Origin of the sequence: Peptoniphilus sp. KCTC 25270, assembly GCF_021012875.1 — a bacterium.
Classification (GTDB): Bacteria; Bacillota; Clostridia; order Tissierellales; family Peptoniphilaceae; genus JAJMZJ01.
The window spans coordinates 261,045-280,674 of sequence record NZ_JAJMZJ010000003.1 but is presented as its reverse complement, the minus strand read 5'-3'; the positions used below and the strand labels follow the sequence as shown (position 1 = coordinate 280,674).

Below are 19,630 nucleotides of genomic sequence, written 5' to 3'. Positions count from 1 at the left end.
AACAAATAAAATGTTCCACATAGAACAAATAAAATGTTCCACATAGAACAAATAAAATGTTCCACATAGAACAAATAGTTTTCAGGGCAAGTCTTTTTTTCTATCTTTGAATTTGATATTATAAAAGAAAGGAGGCGTATTGTGACAAAAATTGTAACTGTTTTTAATCAAAAAGGTGGTGTCGGGAAGACGACCACTGTTGTAAACTTAGCAGTAGCCTTGAGTTTATCTAAGAAAAAAGTTCTAGTAATCGATATTGATCCACAAGCCAATACAACCAGCGGTTTGGGGATTGAAAAAGATTTAGATTATATGGTCTATGATTTTATTATAAATGAAGGAGAGAACGTAGAGATAATAGAACGTTCAAAAAACCTAGATATCATCCCATCTGGAGGCGATTTGGCAGGAATTGAAATGGAGCTCGCTTCTATGGAGGGATGGAATAAAAAACTAGAAAATGCCTTAAAAAAATTAACTAAGGAATACGATTATATTTTAATCGATTCTCCCCCATCTTTAGGGATTTTGTCTCTAATGAGCTTATCGGCTTCGAATAGCATTTTAATTCCTGTGCAATGTGAATACTATGCTTTAGAAGGTGTGGCCCAATTAATGGATACAATTGAATTGGTAAAGAACAATTTCAATCCAGAAATTGAGTTGTTTGGCGTAGTAATGACTATGTATGATGGAAGAAACAATCTTTCTACACAAGTAGTGGAGGAAATTAAATCGGCTTTTAAGAACAAAGTATTCCGGACAATGATTCCTAGAAATGTTCGTTTGGCAGAAGCTCCTTCTTTTGGGCAGAGTATTTTAGAATACGATCCAAAGAGCAAGGGGGCAGAAGCCTATAAGAAATTGGCAAAGGAAGTTATACAGAAAGGGTAATTATGGCGAAAAAATCAGCTCTTGGAAGAGGTTTGGGGAATTTTATTAAGGATTCTACCTTTACCGAGGAAATAAGTGAAAAAAAGCAAGAAAAGAATATAGAAATGATTCCCATTGAGTTGGTAATTCCTAATAAAGATCAGCCACGGAAGGTTTTTGAAGAGGAAATGCTTTTGAATTTATCAAAAAGTATTGGAGAAGTGGGAATTTTACAGCCTATTTTAGTAAAAAAAGCAGGGGAAGAATTTGAAATTATAGCGGGAGAACGTCGATTGAGAGCGGCTCAAATGGCTGGACTAGAGAAAGTTCCTGTATTGATTTCTGATTTTACGGAGGAAGAGACAGATAATATTGCTTTAATTGAAAACATTCAAAGAGAGGATTTGAATCCAATTGAAGAAGCTCTTGCTTATGAGAAATTAAAGAAAAATTATAAATATACACAGGAAGATATGGCGAAAAAATTGGGAAAAAGTCGCCCTTATATTGCCAATACAATGCGTCTTTTGAATTTGGAGCCGGAGGTACAGGAGCTTTTGATTCAAGGGAAATTAAATACATCCCAAGGGAAATTGCTTCTTATGATTAAGGATCGAGACAAACAAATAAAAAAAGCACTCCATATTGCCCAAGTAGGGGAAACGGTAGAGCAGACCCAAAGCCATATTAAGGAAAAACCGGCTCGTTCTCCCTATGAAGAACAATTAATGGACAAAATTATGGAAAAATTAGGGACAAAAGCACAATTAAAGGGAAAGACAAAAAAAGGGAAATTAATTATTGATTTCTATTCAGAAGAAGATTTAACTCGTATTGTTGACATTATTCTTGGTGGTGACTCAATTGATGAATAATTACACTTTTTATTTAACAGATGCATTTACAAATACCCCATTACAAGGGAATCCAGCAGGTGTGGTATTATCTGATGATCATCTAAAAACAGAAGATATGCAAAAGATTGCGGAGGAATTAAAGCAGTCAGAAACAGCCTTTATTAAAAGATTGGATAAAGATATTTATGAGGTGCGCTTTTTTACTCCTGTGGAAGAAGTGGATCTATGTGGCCATGCGACCATTGCTACTTTTTGGGTAAAAGGTGCCAAGGGATATATTGAAAGTATCGAAAATGGAAGAAAAATTATCATACAACATACCAAAGCGGGGGCTCTTCCTGTGTATTTGGACTATAGAAATAATGAGCTCCAAAAAGTAACAATGGAACAGCCAGAAGTTCAATATTTTGGAAATTGTAAGAATATTGATAAATTAGTACAGGCTTTAGGAATAAAGCAGGAAGATATAGGCATTGAAGGTTGTGAATTGCCTTTGGAATATGTTTCTACTGGCATTAAAGATTTGATGATTCCAGTAAAGTCGAAGGAAATTCTAAACAATATTCAACCGAATTTTGCCTTAATGGAAGAATTGTCAAAAGAAGAAAATTTTTATTCCTACCATGTATTTACAGGTGAATTTCCTCTTTTGGAAGTGTATCAAAGAAACTTTTGCCCTATTTTAGGAATTGATGAAGAGTCTGCCACTGGTACATCTACCGGGGCGTTGCTAGCCTATTTGGATAAAGCGGGAGTTTTGAAGAAAAAAAGCATCGTAGCCAATCAGGGGATTGAAATGGGGCGACCTTCTGTGATTTATGCTTCCATAGAAGAAATAGATGGGAAAGAAAAAATATTGGTAGGAGGACAAGCTACTACCTTTATTGAAGGGGTTATTGACTTATAATGGAAAAGAAACTCTATGAATACACCTTAAAGGATTATATAAAAAAAGCCTCCGATACATCTTCCATGCCTGGGGGAGGGTCCATTTGTGCCTTAAATGGATCCTTAGCGGCTTCTTTGGGAATGATGTGCTTAAAGTTAAGCAAAGAAAATATAGAGCAAGAGAAATTGCAAGAGGCGATAGAAGTTTTAGAGGAAGTACAAGAACAGCTAATGGATTCTATAGAAGAAGATGGAAAATCTTTTGATGACGTTCTAAAAGCTTTCAAAATGCCGAAGAATACACCAGAGGAAGAAGCCTTTCGCAAACAAAAAATTCAAGAAGGATATATTCATGCCATTGAAGTTCCCAAAAAAACAGTGGTTTTATCGGCAAAAATATTGGAAATCTTGCAGAAATTTGATAAAAAATGGAGCAGCCACGGGATTACCGATGTTAAAATTGCTAAGAGTTTGGGAAAATCAGCCATAGTAGGATCTTTGGAGACCATTGACTTGAATTTAGAATCCTTAAAAGACGAAGAAATTCGCAAAAATTACGAAAAAGAATTGGAAAGATATAGACTGTTGGAAGAGGAAAACTAGCATCTTTCCCCTATGTAGGAGAAAAGAATGAAGTGTTTGTTTGTTGTAAATAAAACAGCGGGGAAAAACAATAAAGAAAAAATGATGGAAGAAATCCATAAATTTATGGAAGAAATTCATCAAGAATACAAGATTTTAACAAAAGATTTACGTTGGGAAAATTGGGATGCGTTGTTTTATGAAGTAGACCATATTATTTCTGTTGGAGGAGATGGAACCAACCATTATTGCATTAATGCAGCCATGGAAAGAAATATTCCGAAATTCTCTATACTTCCAGCAGGAAGCGGAAACGATTTTTCCCGAACGCTGGAAGCATCCAGGGAAGTTCGAGAACAATTAGAGAAGATTTTTTCTGGAAAAAGTAGAAAAATCGATGTAGGGAAATGGAACGACCAATATTTCTTAAACATAGCCTCTATTGGATTCGATGCTGACGTAAACTATATAACCAATCGAGAAGTTTTGAAAAAATACGGCACCTTTGGTTTTATTATCTCTTTAATGAAAAAGGCCCTTCAATACGAGGCAAAAACCATAGTCTTTCCTTGGAAAGGAGAGAGGAAAGAGAAAGAAATCGCAGTATTTACTCTGGGAAATGGAAAATATTATGGAGGAGGCGTTCCGATTTTTCACAGTAGTTCCGTAGAAGATGGAAAACTGGAGCTATTGATTGTAGAAAGAAAAGAAATGAGGCGTCTGCCGCTATTGATTGGAAGCCTTTATTTGAAAAAAGACCATTTGTGGAAAAGAGGATTTTACCGGGATAAAATCGAGACTTTTTCTATGGAAATAAAGAACGAAGCGATTGTCAATCTCGATGGAGAATCTCATTTTTATAAAGGGCCTGTAAAGGTTGAAATTATCAAAAATGCCATAGAATATAAGGGGTAGGAAACTACCTCTTTTTTTATTGTAATAAATATGTAATGATTTTTTTAAGAAACCAGTGATATAATATCCATTGTGTTCCGAAAGTGGTTACAAAAAAGTAACAAGTTATGTAATTTTTAGGGACATATTACAAAAAAGATAAAATTAGAAAGTTGGATATAGGATTGAAAATCAATTACAGTAAGAAAACACTAGCCATTATGGCCTTAACAGGAATTATGATGGGGCAAACTTTAACTCCGAATGTAGCCTTTGCCCAAGAAGTAAAAGCAGAAAATACCACAGCAGTGGAAACGACCCATGAAAACAAAGTGGGAAAAAATCTCGTATTATATGTAGGAAAAGAAGCAATTTGTCGTTTAAGTTCTCAAGAGGAATACGACGCTTTAACGGAAAAAGTCAAAGCTTACTTTACAGATGAAGGGGCCCAAGTGGTTGAATTTAACATTGAGCCAGCCATGGAATTAAAAGAAAAAAGCTTTACTTTTGAAGAAGTAAAAACAGCAGATGAAGCTTATAAAATGTTAACCCAAGGTGGACGTCAAGAGGCTTTATACATAGCAGAAGAAGAGGAAACTTTAGAGGCCATCGCTGAGAGATACGGCATGACCTTAGAAGAGATTCAAAAATTGAATCCAGAACTTGTGGATCCAATTGAAAAAGGGACCCATGTAAAAGTTTACCAAGGTTGCCCTATGATCCAAGTAAAGATGGAACAAATCATTTCTATGGAACAAGATCTTCCTTTCGAAACCGAAGTACGTCAAGATGGAAATATGTACCAAGGGGAAAGCAAAGTATTGCAAGAGGGCGTAAATGGGAAAAAAGTCATTACCATTCACCAAGGAAAAACCAATGGAAACATTGATTTTAGTGTAATGAACAACCAAACCATTTCTGCAGAACCAGTAAAAAGAGTGGTTGTGGAAGGCACAAAGGAACGTGCGGCGACAGGAACTTTTATGAATCCAACAACGGGACGCCTTACTTCTAGATTTGGTCCAAGATGGGGACGTATGCACAAGGGAATTGATGTAGCAAACTCTATTGGAACGAGTATTTTGGCTGCAGATGGTGGAGTTGTAACCAAAGCTTGTTATTCCGGTTCCTATGGAAACTTAATTGAAATCGACCATCAAAATGGCTACAAAACACGTTATGCTCACTTAAGTGGATATAAGGTATCGGTTGGAGATAAAGTAACTCAAGGCCAATTGATTGGTTTAATGGGGTCTACAGGACGTTCAACAGGAAGTCATTTGCATTTTGAAGTCATTGTAGATAACGTACAAGTCAATCCATTGGGATATGTACAATATTAAAAAATAAACCTTTCCATATAAAAAACCTCTCCTTAAGGAGAGGTCTTTTTTTATTCCATAAACAAGACAATTTCTTTTGTTTCTATAGATTTTTGTATATCAATAATTCTTTGGTTGCTACTTCCTCGAAATTTAAGTCGCAAATCTTTTAAGGAGTGGACAAAAGGACCATCCACCAAGACGTCACAGAGAAGCAAGAGTTCTTTCTGTTTTGTATTTTCTAAAATTTGTTCTAGGTTGTAGCCAGAATAAATCCAAATGTTTTTCTTGGTTTCTTCTTTAATCTTTTTTGATAGAGGAATGAGCCCCTCTGTATTTTCCATGGGCTCTCCTCCTAAAAAAGTAATTCCAGAAATCATAGGATGTTTTAGAGCTTTTAAGATCTTTTCTTCCCACGCTTTGGAATATTCTTCTCCAAAGTGAAAATCCTGATATTCTTCGTTAAAACACTCTTTACAATGGTGGGTGCAACCACTGACAAAGAGAGAGGAGCGAATTCCTTGTCCGTTGGCCGTGTCCATTTCTCGAAATTGTGCAATTTTCATTAGATATGCAACACTCGATTCTTAATTTCTTTGGTGCGCCCTTCGTTCCAGAAATTTTCTCCTAAATAGCCACAAGTTCTTCGAATGACAGTTAATTGATTTCGATCGGTATTGTGACATTGAGGACATTCCCACTGGTTATCATCGTTTACAAGGATTTCTCCATCGTAACCACATTGGTGGCAATAGTCCAATTTTGTGTTAAACTCTGCGTACATAATGTTATCATAAATGTATTGAACCATCGTTTCTAAGGCTTCTACATTATTTCCCAAATTAGGAATTTCTGCATAGGAGATCGAACCTCCCTTAGACTTATTTTGGAAACGACTTTCAAAGGAAAATTTATCAAATACATTGATTTCTTCTCGGACATCTACGTGATAGCTGTTGGTGTAGTATCCTTTGTCTGTAACGTTTTTAATTTCTCCAAAACGAGCTCGATCCAATTTGCAGAAACGATTGGTCAAGCTTTCGGCTGGTGTTCCATAAAGAGCAAAACCAATTCCCATCTCGTCTTTCCAAGATTGTACGGCCTCGTTTAATCGGTCCATAATTTTGTGGGCAAATTTTTCTCCTTCCGGATCCGTATGGCTTACTCCCTTTGTTAAATAGGTGGCCTCATAAATTCCAATATATCCTAAGGAAATGGTTGCATAGCCATTTTTTAGAAGAGGAGCAATTTTTTCTCCTTTGGCCAAACGTGAAATTCCACCATATTGCCAATGAATGGGAGAGACGTCGCTTGTTGTATCCTTTAGTAAATCGTAACGCAACAAAAGGGCTTTTTTCACCAATTGTAGGCGTTTTTCTAAGATTTCAAAGAACAAATCTTCGTTTCCATTGGCAAGGATTCCAATTTGTGGAAGATTTAAGGAAACAACGCCCATATTAAAACGTCCCTCAAATTGGTAGTCTCCCTTTTCGTTTTTATAAGGAGCTAAGAAAGAACGACATCCCATAGGGGAAAAGACATTTCCTTCGTATAAATCCCGCATTTTTTTGGCGGAAATATAGTCGGGATACATGCGTTTTGCAGTACATTCCGCTGCTAGTTTTGTTAAATAATAATAAGGGCTATCCTCCGTAATATTGTGTTCGTCTAAAACATAGATCAATTTTGGGAAGGCGGGCGTAACAGAAACGCCCTTTTCGTTTTTAATTCCCTCGATTCTTTGTTTTAGAATTTCCTCTGTAATCATAGCCGCTTCTTTTTCGTATTCGTATCCAGGAAGAAAATGCATAAACAAAGTAACAAAAGGTGCTTGGCCATTGGTTGTCATTAAAGTATTGATTTGATATTGGATGGTTTGGATTCCGTCCTTAATTTCCTTTCGCGTTCTCTTCCAAGCAATCTCCTCAGCCTTTTTTTCATCTGGCTGAATTCCGTAAACTTCTTTTTGCTCTTCTAAAATGGATGCATAGTGTTTTTCGTAAGATTTTCGTACGTAAGGAGCCAAAATACGATCAATTCCATTAATGCTTTGTCCCCCAAATTGTCCACTGGCAATCTGTGCAATAATCTGTGTAGTAACGGTACAGGCTACTTGAAAAGATTTTGGTGTTTCGATTTGTTTTCCATTAATAACGGTTCCGTTTTTCAACATATCTTCTAAATTTACTAGACAACAATTGAACATAGGTTGAATAATATAGTCCATATCGTGAAAATGAATCGCCCCACTATCATGGGCTTGAACGATATCAGTAGGAATAATTTTTCTACGGGCAATATCTTTGGAAATTTCTCCAGCAATTAAATCCCTTTGAGTAGAAACTACATTGGCATCCTTGTTGGAATTTTCATCCATAACCTCGAAATTGCTTCGGTTTAACAGACCGGCAATGTCGCCATCTGTTGTATTTTCCATACGCTTAAAAGATTGTACTGCTTTATAATTTTCATAAGCACGAGCCGTTGCCGGATTTTTGTATTCCAAAAGTTTATAATACACTTGGTCTTCGATTTGATAAATGGTAATATCCTTTTGGATTTTTTGAACAAAAGTTTCAATTTCCTTAGCAATTTGTTCCGCTTGTCCTTCTATGTAAAGTCCACTACTACTGTGCATGGCTTTTTCTATAGCAATGGCAATTTTTTGAGGATCAAAATCTACTCGTCCCCCATTTCTTTTGATTACCTGATACATGTTTCTCTCCTTTTGATTCTAGGGCAATTGACAAACTGATTATACAACATATAGGAAAAAATATCTATAGAAACACAAGATATAGTGCAATAAATTTTTATAGCTATTTTATCAATTGACAGAGATTGTTTTTTCTTATAATATGATAAAGATATGGAGCTGTAGCTCAGTAGGATAGAGCAGTGCCCTCCTAAGGCACGTGCCGGGGGTTCGATTCCTCTCAGCTCCGCCAGATAGCCTGCAAAAAGCTGCAGGCTATTTTTTGTCGGATGATAATGGCTATGATATAATAGAAAATAGCGAGGTGAAATAAGAATGAATCATAGGAAATACGATACAACTCTATATTTTTTGTTATTTATTCTTTTTTTTCTTGCCGTTTGGCCAACTTTAAGCAACCCTTCTTGGGAAGTGGGAGATAGTTGGCGTCAAGCGGACACTTTTAGTGTAGCTTATGATTACAACAAAAGCGGCATCGACCTTTTGAATCCTCGTTTTTTTTATTATGGAAAAGAACCAAAAACCGTTCAATTGGAATGGATGATTATGCCGGCATTAGGAGCGATATTAAGTAAAGGTGTGGGCTTTACTCCAGCCGTTTTACGAGTAGTTTCTGCCTCGGCCTTTTGTGGTTCGGCGATGTTTCTCTATAAATTGCTACGAATTCGTTCCCAGAAAGAAGAAGCATCCATATTGGGTGGTTTCTACTATATTATCCTGCCCTATGCTCTATTTTATGGGCGAGCCATTATGCCAGAAAGCATGGCTCTTTTTGGATATTTAGGAGCTTTTTACTTCTTGGCAAAATGGGAATTGGATAAAGAGTATAAGACTTTGATTTTTAGTGCCTTATTAATGGGATTTGCTCTTTTAGAAAAATTAAGTTTGGGATTTTTGGGAATTGTTCCCGTAGGAATTCTCTTATTCCATCAAAAACAAAAAATATTTGTGCAAAAAGAAGCCTATACTTATGGACTGATTTCTTTGGCCATTCCTTTATTGTATTATTACATTGTGGGGCAAAATGCCACAGATACCTTTGTTAGCCAAATTATCAATCGCTTTGTTTTAGGGGGAATGGAAGGAGTAAAGGATAGTCTTTCTTTTCTATTTGCAACGGCAAAAACAGCTTATACTCCTTTAACTTTGATTTTAGGAATTTTTGGTCTTATTGGAATTTACTTGCGAAAAGATTTGTTTTTAGGCCTTTGGTTTTTGGGTCTTTGTTTAAGTACTATGGTTATTTTTCAAGGAATCCGTTTGGGATACTATATTATTTTCTGGATGCCTTTTTGGGCTTATCTTGCGGGAGAAGTTTTGGGAAGTATAAAGAAATCTTTCTTATCCTATGGACTTATTTTTCTTATCTTTTTTTCCACCACTTTTCTTGGGTTAGATTACTTGGATCGAGAGGCAAGGGTGAACCCTATGTTTCATTCTGCCATTGCTTTAATGGAAAAAAATATTCCTGAAAATTCCTATATTGCAGGAAATGGAGAAAGTCCGGTTTTATTTAGTGCAACAGGCTATCCCGGTGTGCGTTATCCAATGAACAAATCGGATACACCAGAAAAATTTGACGCCTTATTAAAGGATGGGCTGCAATATTATATCTTCCATAAATACGTAGAAATGGACGAAAATATAATGAAAAAAATACGTAGTCACGTGGATTTGGTAGAACAAAATTCATATATTGTAATCTATAAGGTAAAGACGGAGGAATGAGTTGAATCTAGAACAGAAAAAATTAATACGGTATTTACTCATCTCCATATTTATTACGTTGATTGACTTGGGAGTCGTTTACATTTTACGCTTTGCCTTTGATCAAAATTTGGTTTTTTCTAATACTATTGGCGTTATTACTGGATGTGTTGTACAATATTTCTTAACTATGCGCCACGTATTTGAAAGAGAAAAGAATTCCTTATCCGCCATTATTTTTTTTGGAACCTTTTTTGTGGGTTTGCTTTTGGCCGATGTGACTATTTACGTGGTTCATGAACTTTTGGATACCACATTTTCAGAAAAACTGGTATTTTTAATTTCCAAAGGGTTTTCCATGGTGGTTCCCTTTTTTGTACTTTATTACCTTCGGAGGTATTTATATGACCGTTTCCAACCTCGATCCTAGGATATTTGTTCTTCTTCCTTGTTACAATGAAGAAGAAAATATTCAAGCTCTTATAAAAGAGTGGTTTTATCAACAGCCTCTTTTGAAAGAGCAAGGATATGAGCTGTTGATCGTTCCTGTGGATGATAAATCAACAGATAAAACAAAAGAAAAAATAAAAGAGATGGAATCGGAAAGAGTTCATCCTCTTTTTCATACAAAAAATCAAAACCTAGGTGGCGTAATGCGCACAGGGGTGGAATTCTTTTTAGAAAATGCAGAAGAAGAAGACCTATTGGTTGTAATGGATGGAGACAATACCCATCATCCCAAATACGTCCAGGATCTGTTAAAAAAGCACAGACAATTTGATGTAATTATCTGCTCTCGATACCAAAAAGGAGCGTCGATTCGTGGATTATCAAAATTTCGAGAAATGTTAAGTATTTTTGCTAAGTGGTACTATACTTTGATTCTTAGAATTCCCAATGTACGAGACTACACCTGTGGTTATAGACTCTATACGAGAGAAATTCTTCTAAAGGGAAGAGAAAAATATGGAGAAAAATTAATTGAGCAATCCTCCTTTGCTTGTATGATGGAGCTTTTGTATAAACTGCATCGTTGTGGTGCCAAAATCTCTGAAGTTCCTTTTGTTCTATATTACGATCAAAAAGGAGGAGAAAGTAAGATGAGTGTGATTAATACAAGTAAAAACAGTATATTTACTGCATTGAAAATTCGAAGAGAAGCTTAGAAGAGGGAAGAGTTATGGATAAGAGTTGCGATCTAGAAAAAACCATGAACGAAGTCTACTTAAAATTCAAATTGAATTTTTATCGGAATTTATTTCGTAATGGAGAGTTTGGAAAAGAAAAATTAACGGTAATGGAAAATTTCTGTGCCGAGGCGATTTACGCTCTAAAGGGACCAAATATTAATGAATTGGCAGAATTTATACAGGTAAGCCAGCCGAACGCAGCTTATAAAGTAAACAATCTAGTGAAAAAAGGTTACATAAAAAAAATCCCCTCTACAATCGATAAAAGACAGGTTCACTTATATGTTACGGATAAGTTTAAAGAACATTATTCCGTAAATTACAATTATATTCATGGAATTATCCATCGTTTAGAAGGCAGTATAGATCAAGAACATTTAGAAACCTTTTGCGATGTATTGGAAATCATGGAAAATGGTCTAATGACAGAAGTTTCGAAAGATATGGATTCCATGTATTTGGATTCAAAAAAAGAAAAATAAAAAGAAAAACCTTACGCTTTCAAGGGCGTAAGGTTTTTCATTATACATGTTTGGCCATGGCTTCGTCCAATTGAACTTGGACTTCGCGAATGTTTCTTTCGGAAAGATCTTCTCCTAAATCCCGCAAAGCATAAGCGGCTTCAATGGCTTTTTGCAACTCTTTATCTTCTACTTTCACTTGTAGAACTTCTGCTTTTTTTACACGGCTAATTAAGCGAGTGTAAGCACGAACAGTTTTGTTTTCCTGCTCAATGTGATTTACCAACATACGGAAAGTCCAATCTTGCGTAGTGCGCGTAAGGGCCGCCTTATGAGGAATGGTATATCCCTCTTCTCGAAGACGATCAATGGTATCGTAAATTTTTTGGCGCTCTACATTTGCGAAAAGAACCATTTCACTTTCAGGAGCACGACTTAAATCTCCCTTTTCATCGGTTTTTTTATAACCTTCTAGGCCAACAAGAGCTCCAACCTTTTGATGGACTTCTCCCTGTGAAATTTCCTTCACTTCCAAATCAAGATCCTTAGCAATGGAAAGAAGAGTTTCTTGCTTTTCCATTGGATCCATTTGATAGATTAAAATAAGCGACATATCTATTTCTCCTTCTTATAAAGTTAAATAAAGATGGTTTGGTATTCATAAAATTCTTCCAAACCTTCCAAGGCGCCTTCTCGACCCATTCCACTTTCCTTAAAACCGCCGAAAGGAGAGTCTTGACTAATGGCAGCGCCATTTACTTGAACTTGTCCCGTACGAATTTCAGAAGCAACCAAAAGGGCTTCTTCCTTATCCGGACCGTAGACAATTCCAGAAAGGCCATAGATGGAATTATTAGCAATTTCAATGGCCTCCTCTATTGTATCATAGAAAAGAACGCTTAAAACAGGACCAAAAATTTCCTCTTGGGCAATTTTCATATCAGGCAATACATCCGTAAAAATCACAGGCTGAATTTCATATCCTGTACCAATTTCCTCAGGAACTTCTCCATAGAGAATCTTTGCGCCCTCTTTTAATCCAAGTTCTACATATTTTTTCACCTTATTCCACTGATCTTCACTATTTAAGACACCAACTTTGGCCTTTTCATCCAACAATGGATTGCCAAAAGGATATTCCTTGGTTTTTTCAATTAAAAGTTTTTCAATGGTTTCTCTTTCTTCTCGTGGAATCAAAAGCCGCGTTTTGGCAGAACAAGTTTGCCCTACATTTAGGTAGACGGAATCGAGAACGCCCTTTAGTGCATCGGAATAGTCCGCTCCTTTTAAGAAAATCGCAGCACTTTTTCCTCCCAACTCCAAAGTAACTCGTTTTACAGAATGAGAGATTCCGTGGGAGGCAATTTCTTTTCCTCCATTAGTAGAACCAGTGAAAGTAATGGCATTTACATCTGGATGATCGGCCAGAACATTTCCAACCTCTCCTCCCTTTCCTGTAACTAAGTTAAACACGCCCTTTGGTAAGTTTACGCTTTCCGCTGCTTCCGCCCAGAAATAAGCCGTAAGAGGCGTGGATTTTGAAGGTTTTAGAATTACTGTATTCCCAGCCAAAAGAGCCGGAATAACTTTTTTTGCAATTTGTCCAAAAGGATAATTCCATGGGGTAATACAAGCAACAATCCCTTGTGGACGGCGATACAAACGATAGTTTCCTCGATCTTCTACATAAGAAATGGATTTATGATGCTCCAAAAAAGCATACATAGATTCCTCATAGCCTTCTAAGTGACCTTTTAAGGCAAATTTTTCCGTAGATCCCAATTCTGAGGCCAAAACAGGAGCCATTTCTTCAAAGCGAGAAACCAAGTGATCAATCATTCCTTGAACGTATTCCTGTCGTTTTCCAGGACCTAAATTTTTCCAAGAAACGAAAGCATTTTTGGCCGCTTCAACTGCTACATTTACGTCCTCTTCGTTTCCACGAGGAACTTTTTCTATGATTTTTCGATTGGCCGGGTTTTCAATATCTAAAAATTGATTGGAAATAGGATTTACCCATTCTCCATTTATATACAACTGGTTATATTTCATATAGACACTCCTTTTGAAATTCTTTTGAGTTTCGCATTTATCATTTGAATATCTTATACCCAAAAGGAAGAGAAACAAGCAAAGGAGAGAAAATAGCCAAAGAGAAGCGACAAATGTTTAGAATATAAAAAAATGGATATATATAGATAGATGATTCTCACCTATATTTAATGAAAGAAGATAGAGAATGAAGTTTGAAAAAGATCAGATCTATACGATTCAGCGAACTTTTTCCAAGGCAGAAGTGTTTGGATTTTCAGAACTCGCTCAATACGTTGGAAAGCATCATGCTGCACCAAACGAAGAGGGAGAATATATGGTTTAAGGACTTTTAACGGGAATGCTCCCTGGATGGATTGGTGGAGAATATGACATAATTGCTTATGGAATGGATTTCCAATTCTTAAAACCTGTATATACAGGAGATCATCTTACATGTAAGATTGTCATAGAAGACGTTTACGAAAAAAATCAAAAGGAAAGGATTCAATTTTCCTATTCTATTGAAAATGGCAGCAAAGAAATAGTGTTAAAGGGAAATATGTTAGGGACTCCCTACATAGAAAATTAGGAGTGATAAGTATGTCAGAAAGATTAAGAGTAGACGAAAAAGATGAACGTTTTGAATTGGTGGAAAAATTAGGGGAACAATTTGTCGGATCTTTAGAAGATTATGATGATGTTCATATTTATAAGTTTCAGGACTTTGATCCACAATGGTTAAAAGTATTGTTAAAATTTGGGGAAAAAGTATTTGGCGAAGATGCTTACGATGCTTTTGGAATCGTATCTCAAATTTATTATGGAAATGTATTTATTCTACAGGAGCAAACCGATGATACAATTTTAGGTATTGCTTGTTTTAACCGTGCTTGGGATGATAGAAAATTGGCGTATTTATCTGATTATGCCATTTCTGAAGATGCTCGAGGAAATGATTTCGGAACTCGTTTCTTGGGATTGGTTTTAGAAAATCTAAAGGATCAAGGAATTGCAAGAGTGCGTTTAACGGTAGATGTGGAAAATGTTACAGCGATTAACTTATACAAAAAACTAGGCTTTGCTATTATGGAAGAATTTGAAAACTTCTACGGAGAAGGAATGCACCGTTACATTATGCAAAAACGCCTAGTAAGTAAAGATATAGAAGATATGTATGGAGAATAAAATTTGAATGTAAGCATCAATCAATGGAACTCTTTGGTTTCTTTTTTGGAAGAGTTTGCCCCGAATACGGTAGATTCTTTTGTAGAAGAAAGTGACGGAGAATATGATTTTATATTGGAAGAATTAAATATTCGCAACCGAGGCGAAGTAGAAATGGATCCGACTTTCTTCTACGGGAAAGAGGATGAATTCATTCAAAAAGCCACAGAAGCATTGTCAGAATGGGACGAGGAAGAATATATTTCCCACATTGATGAGGCGGCAATGTCTGTTTATAAAGATGCAATAGAAATTTTTGAAAGAGTAAAAGCAGAGAAACGATAAGTTCTCTGCTTTTTTCTATTTGTTTAATCCTCCCTTCCTATGGGGTATACCTTAACCATTGAACCTTTTAGGAAAAAAGGTTCCATTTAGGAAAGGAGGAGAATACATGGATGTATTGATTAAAAATTGCCAGTATCCAGACTTCTTAGAAGGAAAGATGAAAAAGGGAAACATTGCCCTAGAGGAAGGAAAGATTTTATGGATCAAAGACTCTATTCATAAGGAAGATGAAGAAGAGGCGGAGAATACAATCGATGGAGAAGGAAAGGTCTTATCTCCAGGATTTATTGATATACACATGCATGAGGAAAATTTTCTTATTGAAGGAAAAGAATACATTATAGCCAATATGATGTTAGAGCAAGGGGTAACGACTTGTGTGGGAGGACAATGTGGAGTCCTTAGACAGAAGGTGGACGATTTTCGCCAGATTATTGAGGAAATGGGAGGATCGCCAGTAAACTACATTACCTTGACAGGGTATAATACCTTGCGAACCGTAAAGGGAATTGGGCGTCATGAACAGCCTACAGAAGAACAATTACAAGAATTGATTGAGGAAGTAAATCTAGAAATTCATAAAGGATCTTTTGGTGTTAGTTTTGGGATTGAATACGATCCAGGAATTACTTTGGATGAAATGTTAGAAGTTGTCTGGTCCATTCCAGATGAAGAGATTTTAGTAGCAGCCCATTTTCGACAAGATGGAATGGGAGCGATTGAATCCATTGAGGAAATGATAGAAATTCAAAATAAAATCAAACAAAAATTCCAAATTTCTCATTTAAGCTCCTGTTCTGCCATGGGACAGATGAAAGAGACTTTGGATCGAATTGAAAAAGGAATCGAAGAAAATCCAAATTTAAGTTTTGATATGTATCCTTACAACGCTTTTTCTACTTCCATGGGTTCAGAAGTATTTTCAGAAGGGTGTTTCATTCATTGGGAAAAAGATTATGAAGATATTTTATTAACGGACGAACCCTATAAAAATGTTCGATGTACCCAAGAAATTTTCGATGAATGTCGTGAACATTATCCCAATATGTTGGCGGTAGCCTTTGTAATGAACGAAGAAGAGATTGAGATGGCTTTGGCCCACAAAGAAGGAATGATTGCCAGTGATGGAATTATAAACAATGGAAATGGCCATCCAAGGGCAGCAGGAACCTTTCCAAGGGTGTTGGGCCGTTATGTAAGAGAAAAAGGCGTATTGTCTATGTATGATGCCTTACGAAAAATGACCTATGTGCCGGCAGAACGGTTGAAATTGTCTGAAAAAGGGCGAATTGAAGAAGGAATGGATGCAGACCTTGTATTGTTTGATCCAGAAACGATTATAGACTGTGCGACCTATGAAGATATTTCCTTAAAACCAGAAGGAATCGAATACGTTTGGATTGATGGACAATTTGCCATAAAAGACGGAAAAGTGGTCAACAATCGATTGGGAAATTATTTGGTATCAGAAAAAAGATATGCTCATAGGGAAACGAACCAATAAAAAAGAGCCTTTTCGGCTCTTTTTTTGTATATCTAAATTTTATTTCCATTCCAAAATTTTGTATCCCTTTGGAGCTCGTTTGGCGTTGATTAAATAGCGATTTTTTACTATTTCAAGCATCGGACCATCGGCGGAAAGACTATCGCTATATCCCCTGCTGTTTTCGTAATCGATGGCTAGATTTTTTTCTTTAAGAAAAGCTTCAATTCGCTCTACTTTGGCTTTTTGTTTGTTGTTTTTCCCTACTACTTCATAGTTTTCGTTGGTTTCTGTTCCAATAATATGATCAAAAGGTAGGAAATCGCCAACATATTTCAGGTATTTTTCTACAGAAGCAGAAACGAGGATTAAATAATATCCCTCTTCTTTCAAATGAAGAATTTCCTCCTTTGCGTCCTGAAATATCATCTCTTCCATTAAATCCTTTGCTACGAATTGGTATAAATCTTCATCGGAATAATAATGAAGCATTTGTAAAAATTCGGTTTTTATATCCTTTTTCCAATTGGGATTCCCAGGGACACGGGAAATCAATCGGAACATTTTTTTGTACAATTGATCTCGAAAATCTTTGTGTTCTTTTACCGTTTTTCTATAGAGTAGAAAAATACTATCTTGGGCAATGATGGTTTTATCAAAATCAAATAAAGCTACTTTTGTTTTCATTTTCCCCTCCTACTCTATTCATTATACCTTAGTATACGCTATTCTTGTAGAGAAATCCCGAGGATAGGGTGGAATAAAAGAAAGTTGGGTAGTATAAATATAAGGGCCCGCTCTCAATATGGCAAAATTTTAAGAAAAACCGGTTTCACTCGTTTAGAATATTGAGGAAGCCTTGTCAAATAGCATCTTTGTAGTATACTAATTTTTGTATAAGACGTATGATTATTCTATGTGGAGGTATAAAATGAGAGAAGAAAATGTAAAAGTTATCATTTGGGGCTTCGGCTCAATGGGTAGCGGTATGGCTAAAATGCTACTGAAAAAACAAGGTGTTGAAATTGTTGGCGTTGTAGATGGTTGGGATCAACTAGCTGGCAAAGAAATGCACGAAGTTCTTAAAGTAGAAAAAACAAATCATCCAGAAGTTAAAATTACTTTGGATACAGAAAAAGAATCTATTATTAAACCAGGCGCTGCAGATGTAGTATTATTGGCTACAGACTCTTTCACAGCGAAAGCTTTTGATAAGATGAAATTTATCTTAGAAAACAAAATCAACGTTATCACTACGGCTGAAGAAATGGCTTACCCACAAGCACAAGAACCAGAATTGGCAAAACAATTGGATGAAATTGCCAAAGCAAACGGCGTAAGTGTATTGGGAACAGGTATCAACCCAGGTCTTATTATGGACTTGTTGGTATTGACTTTAACAGGTGCTTGTGAAGATGTTGAGCACATCGTTGCAAAACGTGTTAACTCTTTATCACCATTTGGTAGAGCTGTAATGGAAGAACAAGGTGTAGGTCTTGAGCCAGGAGAATTTGACCGTTTGGTTGAATCTGGCGAATTGGCTGGTCACGTTGGATTCGAAGAATCTGTAGGCGTTATTGCTGAAGGAATTGGTTGGGAATTAGATGAACCCGTTCGTACTTCTATGGACAGCATCGTTTCTTCTGTAGATCGTCACGCTCCATACGCTGAAGTTGCTGCTGGTAATGTTGCCGGTGTTAACATGTTAGGTTGGGGTAAAGTAGACGGAGAAGACAAAATCGAAATGATTCATCCACAACAAGTTGAACCAGAAGATGAAGGCGTTCATACTGGTGACTACATTGAAATCACTGGTGAGCCAAACATTTCTATGGCTATCACTCCAGAAGTTCCAGGTGGTATCGGTACAATCGCTATGTGTGTAAACTCTATCCCTAATGTAATCAATGGGGAAGCTGGTTTATTGACTATGCTTGATGTTCCAGTGCCAATGGCAATTATGGGAGATATGCGTAAACGCATTAAATAAGTTTCTTAAAAGGAGGCCTTTAAGGGGTCTCTTTTTTTATGGAAATCTTTTGTGGTAAAATATTTTGGGGAAGGAGGACAAAATGAGAAAAATTTTACATGTTGACTTAGATGCCTTTTATGCATCTGTAGAAGAATTAGACAATCCAAAACTAAAAAATTATCCCATTGCAGTAAGTGGTTTATCGGATTCAGGAATTATTACAACGGCCAATTACAAAGCGCGAGAATATGGGATTCATTCCGCCATGCCCGTTTTTATGGCAAAAAAACTCTGTCCTCATTTGGTCCTCGTTCCCATTCGAAAAAAGCGATACGCTGAGATGAGCCGAAAAGTTTTTTCTATTATGGAAGATTATACCGACGTAATGGAACAGGTTTCTATTGATGAAGCGTATTTGGATCTATCCCATCGAGATGATCCGGTTCGTGTGGCCTATGAAATTCGCCAACGAGTAAAAGAAGAAATAGGTTTGACCATTAGCTGTGGTTTGTCTTATAATAAATTTCTGGCCAAGTTAGCTACGGACTTTAATAAACCCGATGGCTACACTAGAATTCGCCCTTCTCAAGTTCGAGAAATTTTGGATTCTTTGCCCATTCGGAAAATTCATGGAATCGGCGCCAAGTCGGAACAGAAATTGAAACGGATTGGAATCGAGACTGGGCGGGATTTATATGAATTGGATTTGGAATTTTTAGAAGAAAAAATGGGAAAAGCAGGGGTTTTGTTGTACAATCAAATTCGTGGCATCGACAAACGTCCTGTGGAAAGCCATAGAGTTCGAAAGAGCATTGGCAGTGAGGAAACGTTCAAAAATCCAACCCAGAAAAAAGAAGAATTGTATGAAAAATTAAAAAAATATGCAAAAGAGATTGAAGAATCTATGAATGCAAAAGGATTTTATGGCCATACCGTTACGGTAAAAATTAAGACGGTGCATTTTGAAGTACATACTCGTTCTAGAACCTTTGAGCGGCCAATTACAAAAAAAGAAGATTTGGAAAAAATTGGTCGCATTCTTCTAGATGAGATGGAATTTAAGGAAAAATTACGTTTGATGGGGCTGACGTTATCGAATTTAGTCCCTGCAAAGATGGAGCAATTGTATTTTTTATAGGAGG

General features: G+C 36.4%; 22 protein-coding genes and 1 tRNA gene. 18 read left to right on the top strand and 5 right to left on the bottom strand.

Translation table 11 applies throughout. From position 1 onward, the window contains the following. The first annotated feature begins 141 nt into the window (after positions 1–141). The 6 genes from LQU94_RS06850 (at position 142) to LQU94_RS06825 (ending at position 5,437) form a co-directional block, all read left to right on the top strand. A complete protein-coding gene (locus LQU94_RS06850; RefSeq protein ID WP_230696953.1) occupies positions 142–894 on the top strand; it encodes a ParA family protein in 753 nt (250 codons plus the stop codon). 2 nt (positions 895–896) lie between these two features. Beyond that, positions 897–1,748 (top strand): ParB/RepB/Spo0J family partition protein, encoded by an 852-nt coding sequence (locus tag LQU94_RS06845; RefSeq protein ID WP_230696952.1) that lies wholly within the window; start codon positions 897–899, stop codon positions 1,746–1,748. After that, a complete protein-coding gene (locus LQU94_RS06840; protein WP_230696960.1) occupies positions 1,741–2,637 on the top strand; it encodes a PhzF family phenazine biosynthesis protein in 897 nt (298 codons plus the stop codon). The genes LQU94_RS06845 and LQU94_RS06840 overlap by 8 nt, the downstream gene beginning before the upstream one ends. Further along, on the top strand, positions 2,637–3,221 hold the full coding sequence (locus tag LQU94_RS06835) for a cyclodeaminase/cyclohydrolase family protein (protein WP_230696951.1): 585 nt from the start codon (positions 2,637–2,639) through the stop codon (positions 3,219–3,221). The genes LQU94_RS06840 and LQU94_RS06835 overlap by 1 nt, the downstream gene beginning before the upstream one ends. Before the next feature lie 27 nt (positions 3,222–3,248). Further along, positions 3,249–4,115: a diacylglycerol kinase family protein gene (locus tag LQU94_RS06830; RefSeq protein WP_230696950.1), complete on the top strand. Its 867-nt coding sequence runs from the start codon at positions 3,249–3,251 to the stop codon at positions 4,113–4,115. 164 nt (positions 4,116–4,279) lie between these two features. Next, the gene (locus LQU94_RS06825; RefSeq protein WP_230696949.1) at positions 4,280–5,437 is read left to right on the top strand and encodes a peptidoglycan DD-metalloendopeptidase family protein; all 1,158 of its coding nucleotides are present in this window, start codon (positions 4,280–4,282) and stop codon (positions 5,435–5,437) included. Between the two features lie 50 nt (positions 5,438–5,487). On the opposite strand, the gene nrdG is transcribed toward LQU94_RS06825, so the two are convergent. Then, a complete protein-coding gene (gene nrdG / locus LQU94_RS06820) occupies positions 5,488–5,982 on the bottom strand; it encodes an anaerobic ribonucleoside-triphosphate reductase activating protein (protein WP_230696948.1) in 495 nt (164 codons plus the stop codon). Next, entirely contained in the window at positions 5,982–8,132 is a 2,151-nt protein-coding gene (gene nrdD / locus LQU94_RS06815; RefSeq protein ID WP_230696947.1) for an anaerobic ribonucleoside-triphosphate reductase, read from the bottom strand. Before nrdD ends, nrdG begins: the two co-directional genes overlap by 1 nt. Before the next feature lie 155 nt (positions 8,133–8,287). Here nrdD and LQU94_RS06810 point away from each other — a divergent pair. From LQU94_RS06810 to LQU94_RS06790, 5 genes are all read left to right on the top strand, one after another. After that, positions 8,288–8,364: transfer RNA gene (locus tag LQU94_RS06810), tRNA-Arg, on the top strand. A gap of 83 nt (positions 8,365–8,447) precedes the next feature. Continuing rightward, complete coding sequence (locus tag LQU94_RS06805; RefSeq protein WP_230696946.1) at positions 8,448–9,860, top strand: glycosyltransferase family 39 protein; 1,413 nt, start codon at positions 8,448–8,450, stop codon at positions 9,858–9,860. 1 nt (position 9,861) lies between these two features. Continuing rightward, positions 9,862–10,269 (top strand): GtrA family protein, encoded by a 408-nt coding sequence (locus LQU94_RS06800; protein ID WP_230696945.1) that lies wholly within the window; start codon positions 9,862–9,864, stop codon positions 10,267–10,269. Continuing rightward, positions 10,244–11,005 (top strand): glycosyltransferase, encoded by a 762-nt coding sequence (locus LQU94_RS06795; protein WP_230696944.1) that lies wholly within the window; start codon positions 10,244–10,246, stop codon positions 11,003–11,005. Before LQU94_RS06800 ends, LQU94_RS06795 begins: the two co-directional genes overlap by 26 nt. Positions 11,006–11,019: 14 nt before the next feature. Continuing rightward, the gene (locus LQU94_RS06790) at positions 11,020–11,511 is read left to right on the top strand and encodes a MarR family winged helix-turn-helix transcriptional regulator (RefSeq protein WP_230696943.1); all 492 of its coding nucleotides are present in this window, start codon (positions 11,020–11,022) and stop codon (positions 11,509–11,511) included. Between the two features lie 40 nt (positions 11,512–11,551). Here LQU94_RS06790 and LQU94_RS06785 read toward each other — a convergent pair whose 3' ends face one another. Both LQU94_RS06785 and LQU94_RS06780 read right to left on the bottom strand, forming a co-directional pair. After that, positions 11,552–12,103 (bottom strand): DUF3783 domain-containing protein, encoded by a 552-nt coding sequence (locus LQU94_RS06785; protein WP_230696942.1) that lies wholly within the window; start codon positions 12,101–12,103, stop codon positions 11,552–11,554. Positions 12,104–12,126: 23 nt separating this feature from the next. Then, entirely contained in the window at positions 12,127–13,542 is a 1,416-nt protein-coding gene (locus LQU94_RS06780) for an aldehyde dehydrogenase family protein (protein WP_230696941.1), read from the bottom strand. A gap of 187 nt (positions 13,543–13,729) precedes the next feature. On the opposite strand from LQU94_RS06780, the gene LQU94_RS06775 reads away from it, so the two are divergent. The 5 genes from LQU94_RS06775 (at position 13,730) to LQU94_RS06755 (ending at position 16,537) form a co-directional block, all read left to right on the top strand. Then, the gene (locus tag LQU94_RS06775; protein WP_230696940.1) at positions 13,730–13,867 is read left to right on the top strand and encodes a hypothetical protein; all 138 of its coding nucleotides are present in this window, start codon (positions 13,730–13,732) and stop codon (positions 13,865–13,867) included. Between the two features lie 15 nt (positions 13,868–13,882). Continuing rightward, positions 13,883–14,113: a hypothetical protein gene (locus LQU94_RS06770; RefSeq protein ID WP_230696939.1), complete on the top strand. Its 231-nt coding sequence runs from the start codon at positions 13,883–13,885 to the stop codon at positions 14,111–14,113. An 11-nt stretch (positions 14,114–14,124) separates the two neighbouring features. Further along, positions 14,125–14,709: a GNAT family N-acetyltransferase gene (locus LQU94_RS06765; protein WP_230696938.1), complete on the top strand. Its 585-nt coding sequence runs from the start codon at positions 14,125–14,127 to the stop codon at positions 14,707–14,709. Between the two features lie 3 nt (positions 14,710–14,712). Next, a complete protein-coding gene (locus LQU94_RS06760) occupies positions 14,713–15,033 on the top strand; it encodes a hypothetical protein (protein ID WP_230696937.1) in 321 nt (106 codons plus the stop codon). Positions 15,034–15,139: 106 nt separating this feature from the next. After that, the gene (locus LQU94_RS06755; protein ID WP_230696936.1) at positions 15,140–16,537 is read left to right on the top strand and encodes an amidohydrolase family protein; all 1,398 of its coding nucleotides are present in this window, start codon (positions 15,140–15,142) and stop codon (positions 16,535–16,537) included. Between the two features lie 39 nt (positions 16,538–16,576). Here the strand turns inward: LQU94_RS06755 and LQU94_RS06750 are convergent, their stop codons facing one another. Further along, positions 16,577–17,203: an HAD family phosphatase gene (locus LQU94_RS06750; RefSeq protein WP_230696935.1), complete on the bottom strand. Its 627-nt coding sequence runs from the start codon at positions 17,201–17,203 to the stop codon at positions 16,577–16,579. Between the two features lie 244 nt (positions 17,204–17,447). On the opposite strand from LQU94_RS06750, the gene ord reads away from it, so the two are divergent. After that, positions 17,448–18,506, top strand: a complete 1,059-nt coding sequence (gene ord, locus LQU94_RS06745) for a 2,4-diaminopentanoate dehydrogenase (protein ID WP_230696934.1) — start codon at positions 17,448–17,450, stop codon at positions 18,504–18,506. 82 nt (positions 18,507–18,588) lie between these two features. Continuing rightward, entirely contained in the window at positions 18,589–19,626 is a 1,038-nt protein-coding gene (locus LQU94_RS06740) for a DNA polymerase IV (protein ID WP_230696933.1), read from the top strand. Positions 19,627–19,630: the final 4 nt, after the last annotated feature.

Excerpts from the sequence above, each read along its gene's own strand:
- LQU94_RS06845 (WP_230696952.1), top strand. The coding sequence starts at position 897 with ATGGCGAAAAAATCAGCTCTTGGAAGAGGTTTGGGGAATTTTATTAAG.
- LQU94_RS06840 (WP_230696960.1), top strand. The coding sequence starts at position 1,741 with ATGAATAATTACACTTTTTATTTAACAGATGCATTTACAAATACCCCA.
- LQU94_RS06835 (WP_230696951.1), top strand. The coding sequence starts at position 2,637 with ATGGAAAAGAAACTCTATGAATACACCTTAAAGGATTATATAAAAAAA.
- LQU94_RS06830 (WP_230696950.1), top strand. The coding sequence starts at position 3,249 with ATGAAGTGTTTGTTTGTTGTAAATAAAACAGCGGGGAAAAACAATAAA.
- nrdG (WP_230696948.1), bottom strand. The coding sequence starts at position 5,982 with ATGAAAATTGCACAATTTCGAGAAATGGACACGGCCAACGGACAAGGA.
- nrdD (WP_230696947.1), bottom strand. The coding sequence starts at position 8,132 with ATGTATCAGGTAATCAAAAGAAATGGGGGACGAGTAGATTTTGATCCT.
- LQU94_RS06805 (WP_230696946.1), top strand. The coding sequence starts at position 8,448 with ATGAATCATAGGAAATACGATACAACTCTATATTTTTTGTTATTTATT.
- LQU94_RS06795 (WP_230696944.1), top strand. The coding sequence starts at position 10,244 with ATGACCGTTTCCAACCTCGATCCTAGGATATTTGTTCTTCTTCCTTGT.
- LQU94_RS06790 (WP_230696943.1), top strand. The coding sequence starts at position 11,020 with ATGGATAAGAGTTGCGATCTAGAAAAAACCATGAACGAAGTCTACTTA.
- LQU94_RS06785 (WP_230696942.1), bottom strand. The coding sequence starts at position 12,103 with ATGTCGCTTATTTTAATCTATCAAATGGATCCAATGGAAAAGCAAGAA.
- LQU94_RS06780 (WP_230696941.1), bottom strand. The coding sequence starts at position 13,542 with ATGAAATATAACCAGTTGTATATAAATGGAGAATGGGTAAATCCTATT.
- LQU94_RS06775 (WP_230696940.1), top strand. The coding sequence starts at position 13,730 with ATGAAGTTTGAAAAAGATCAGATCTATACGATTCAGCGAACTTTTTCC.
- LQU94_RS06770 (WP_230696939.1), top strand. The coding sequence starts at position 13,883 with ATGCTCCCTGGATGGATTGGTGGAGAATATGACATAATTGCTTATGGA.
- LQU94_RS06765 (WP_230696938.1), top strand. The coding sequence starts at position 14,125 with ATGTCAGAAAGATTAAGAGTAGACGAAAAAGATGAACGTTTTGAATTG.
- LQU94_RS06755 (WP_230696936.1), top strand. The coding sequence starts at position 15,140 with ATGGATGTATTGATTAAAAATTGCCAGTATCCAGACTTCTTAGAAGGA.
- LQU94_RS06750 (WP_230696935.1), bottom strand. The coding sequence starts at position 17,203 with ATGAAAACAAAAGTAGCTTTATTTGATTTTGATAAAACCATCATTGCC.
- ord (WP_230696934.1), top strand. The coding sequence starts at position 17,448 with ATGAGAGAAGAAAATGTAAAAGTTATCATTTGGGGCTTCGGCTCAATG.
- LQU94_RS06740 (WP_230696933.1), top strand. The coding sequence starts at position 18,589 with ATGAGAAAAATTTTACATGTTGACTTAGATGCCTTTTATGCATCTGTA.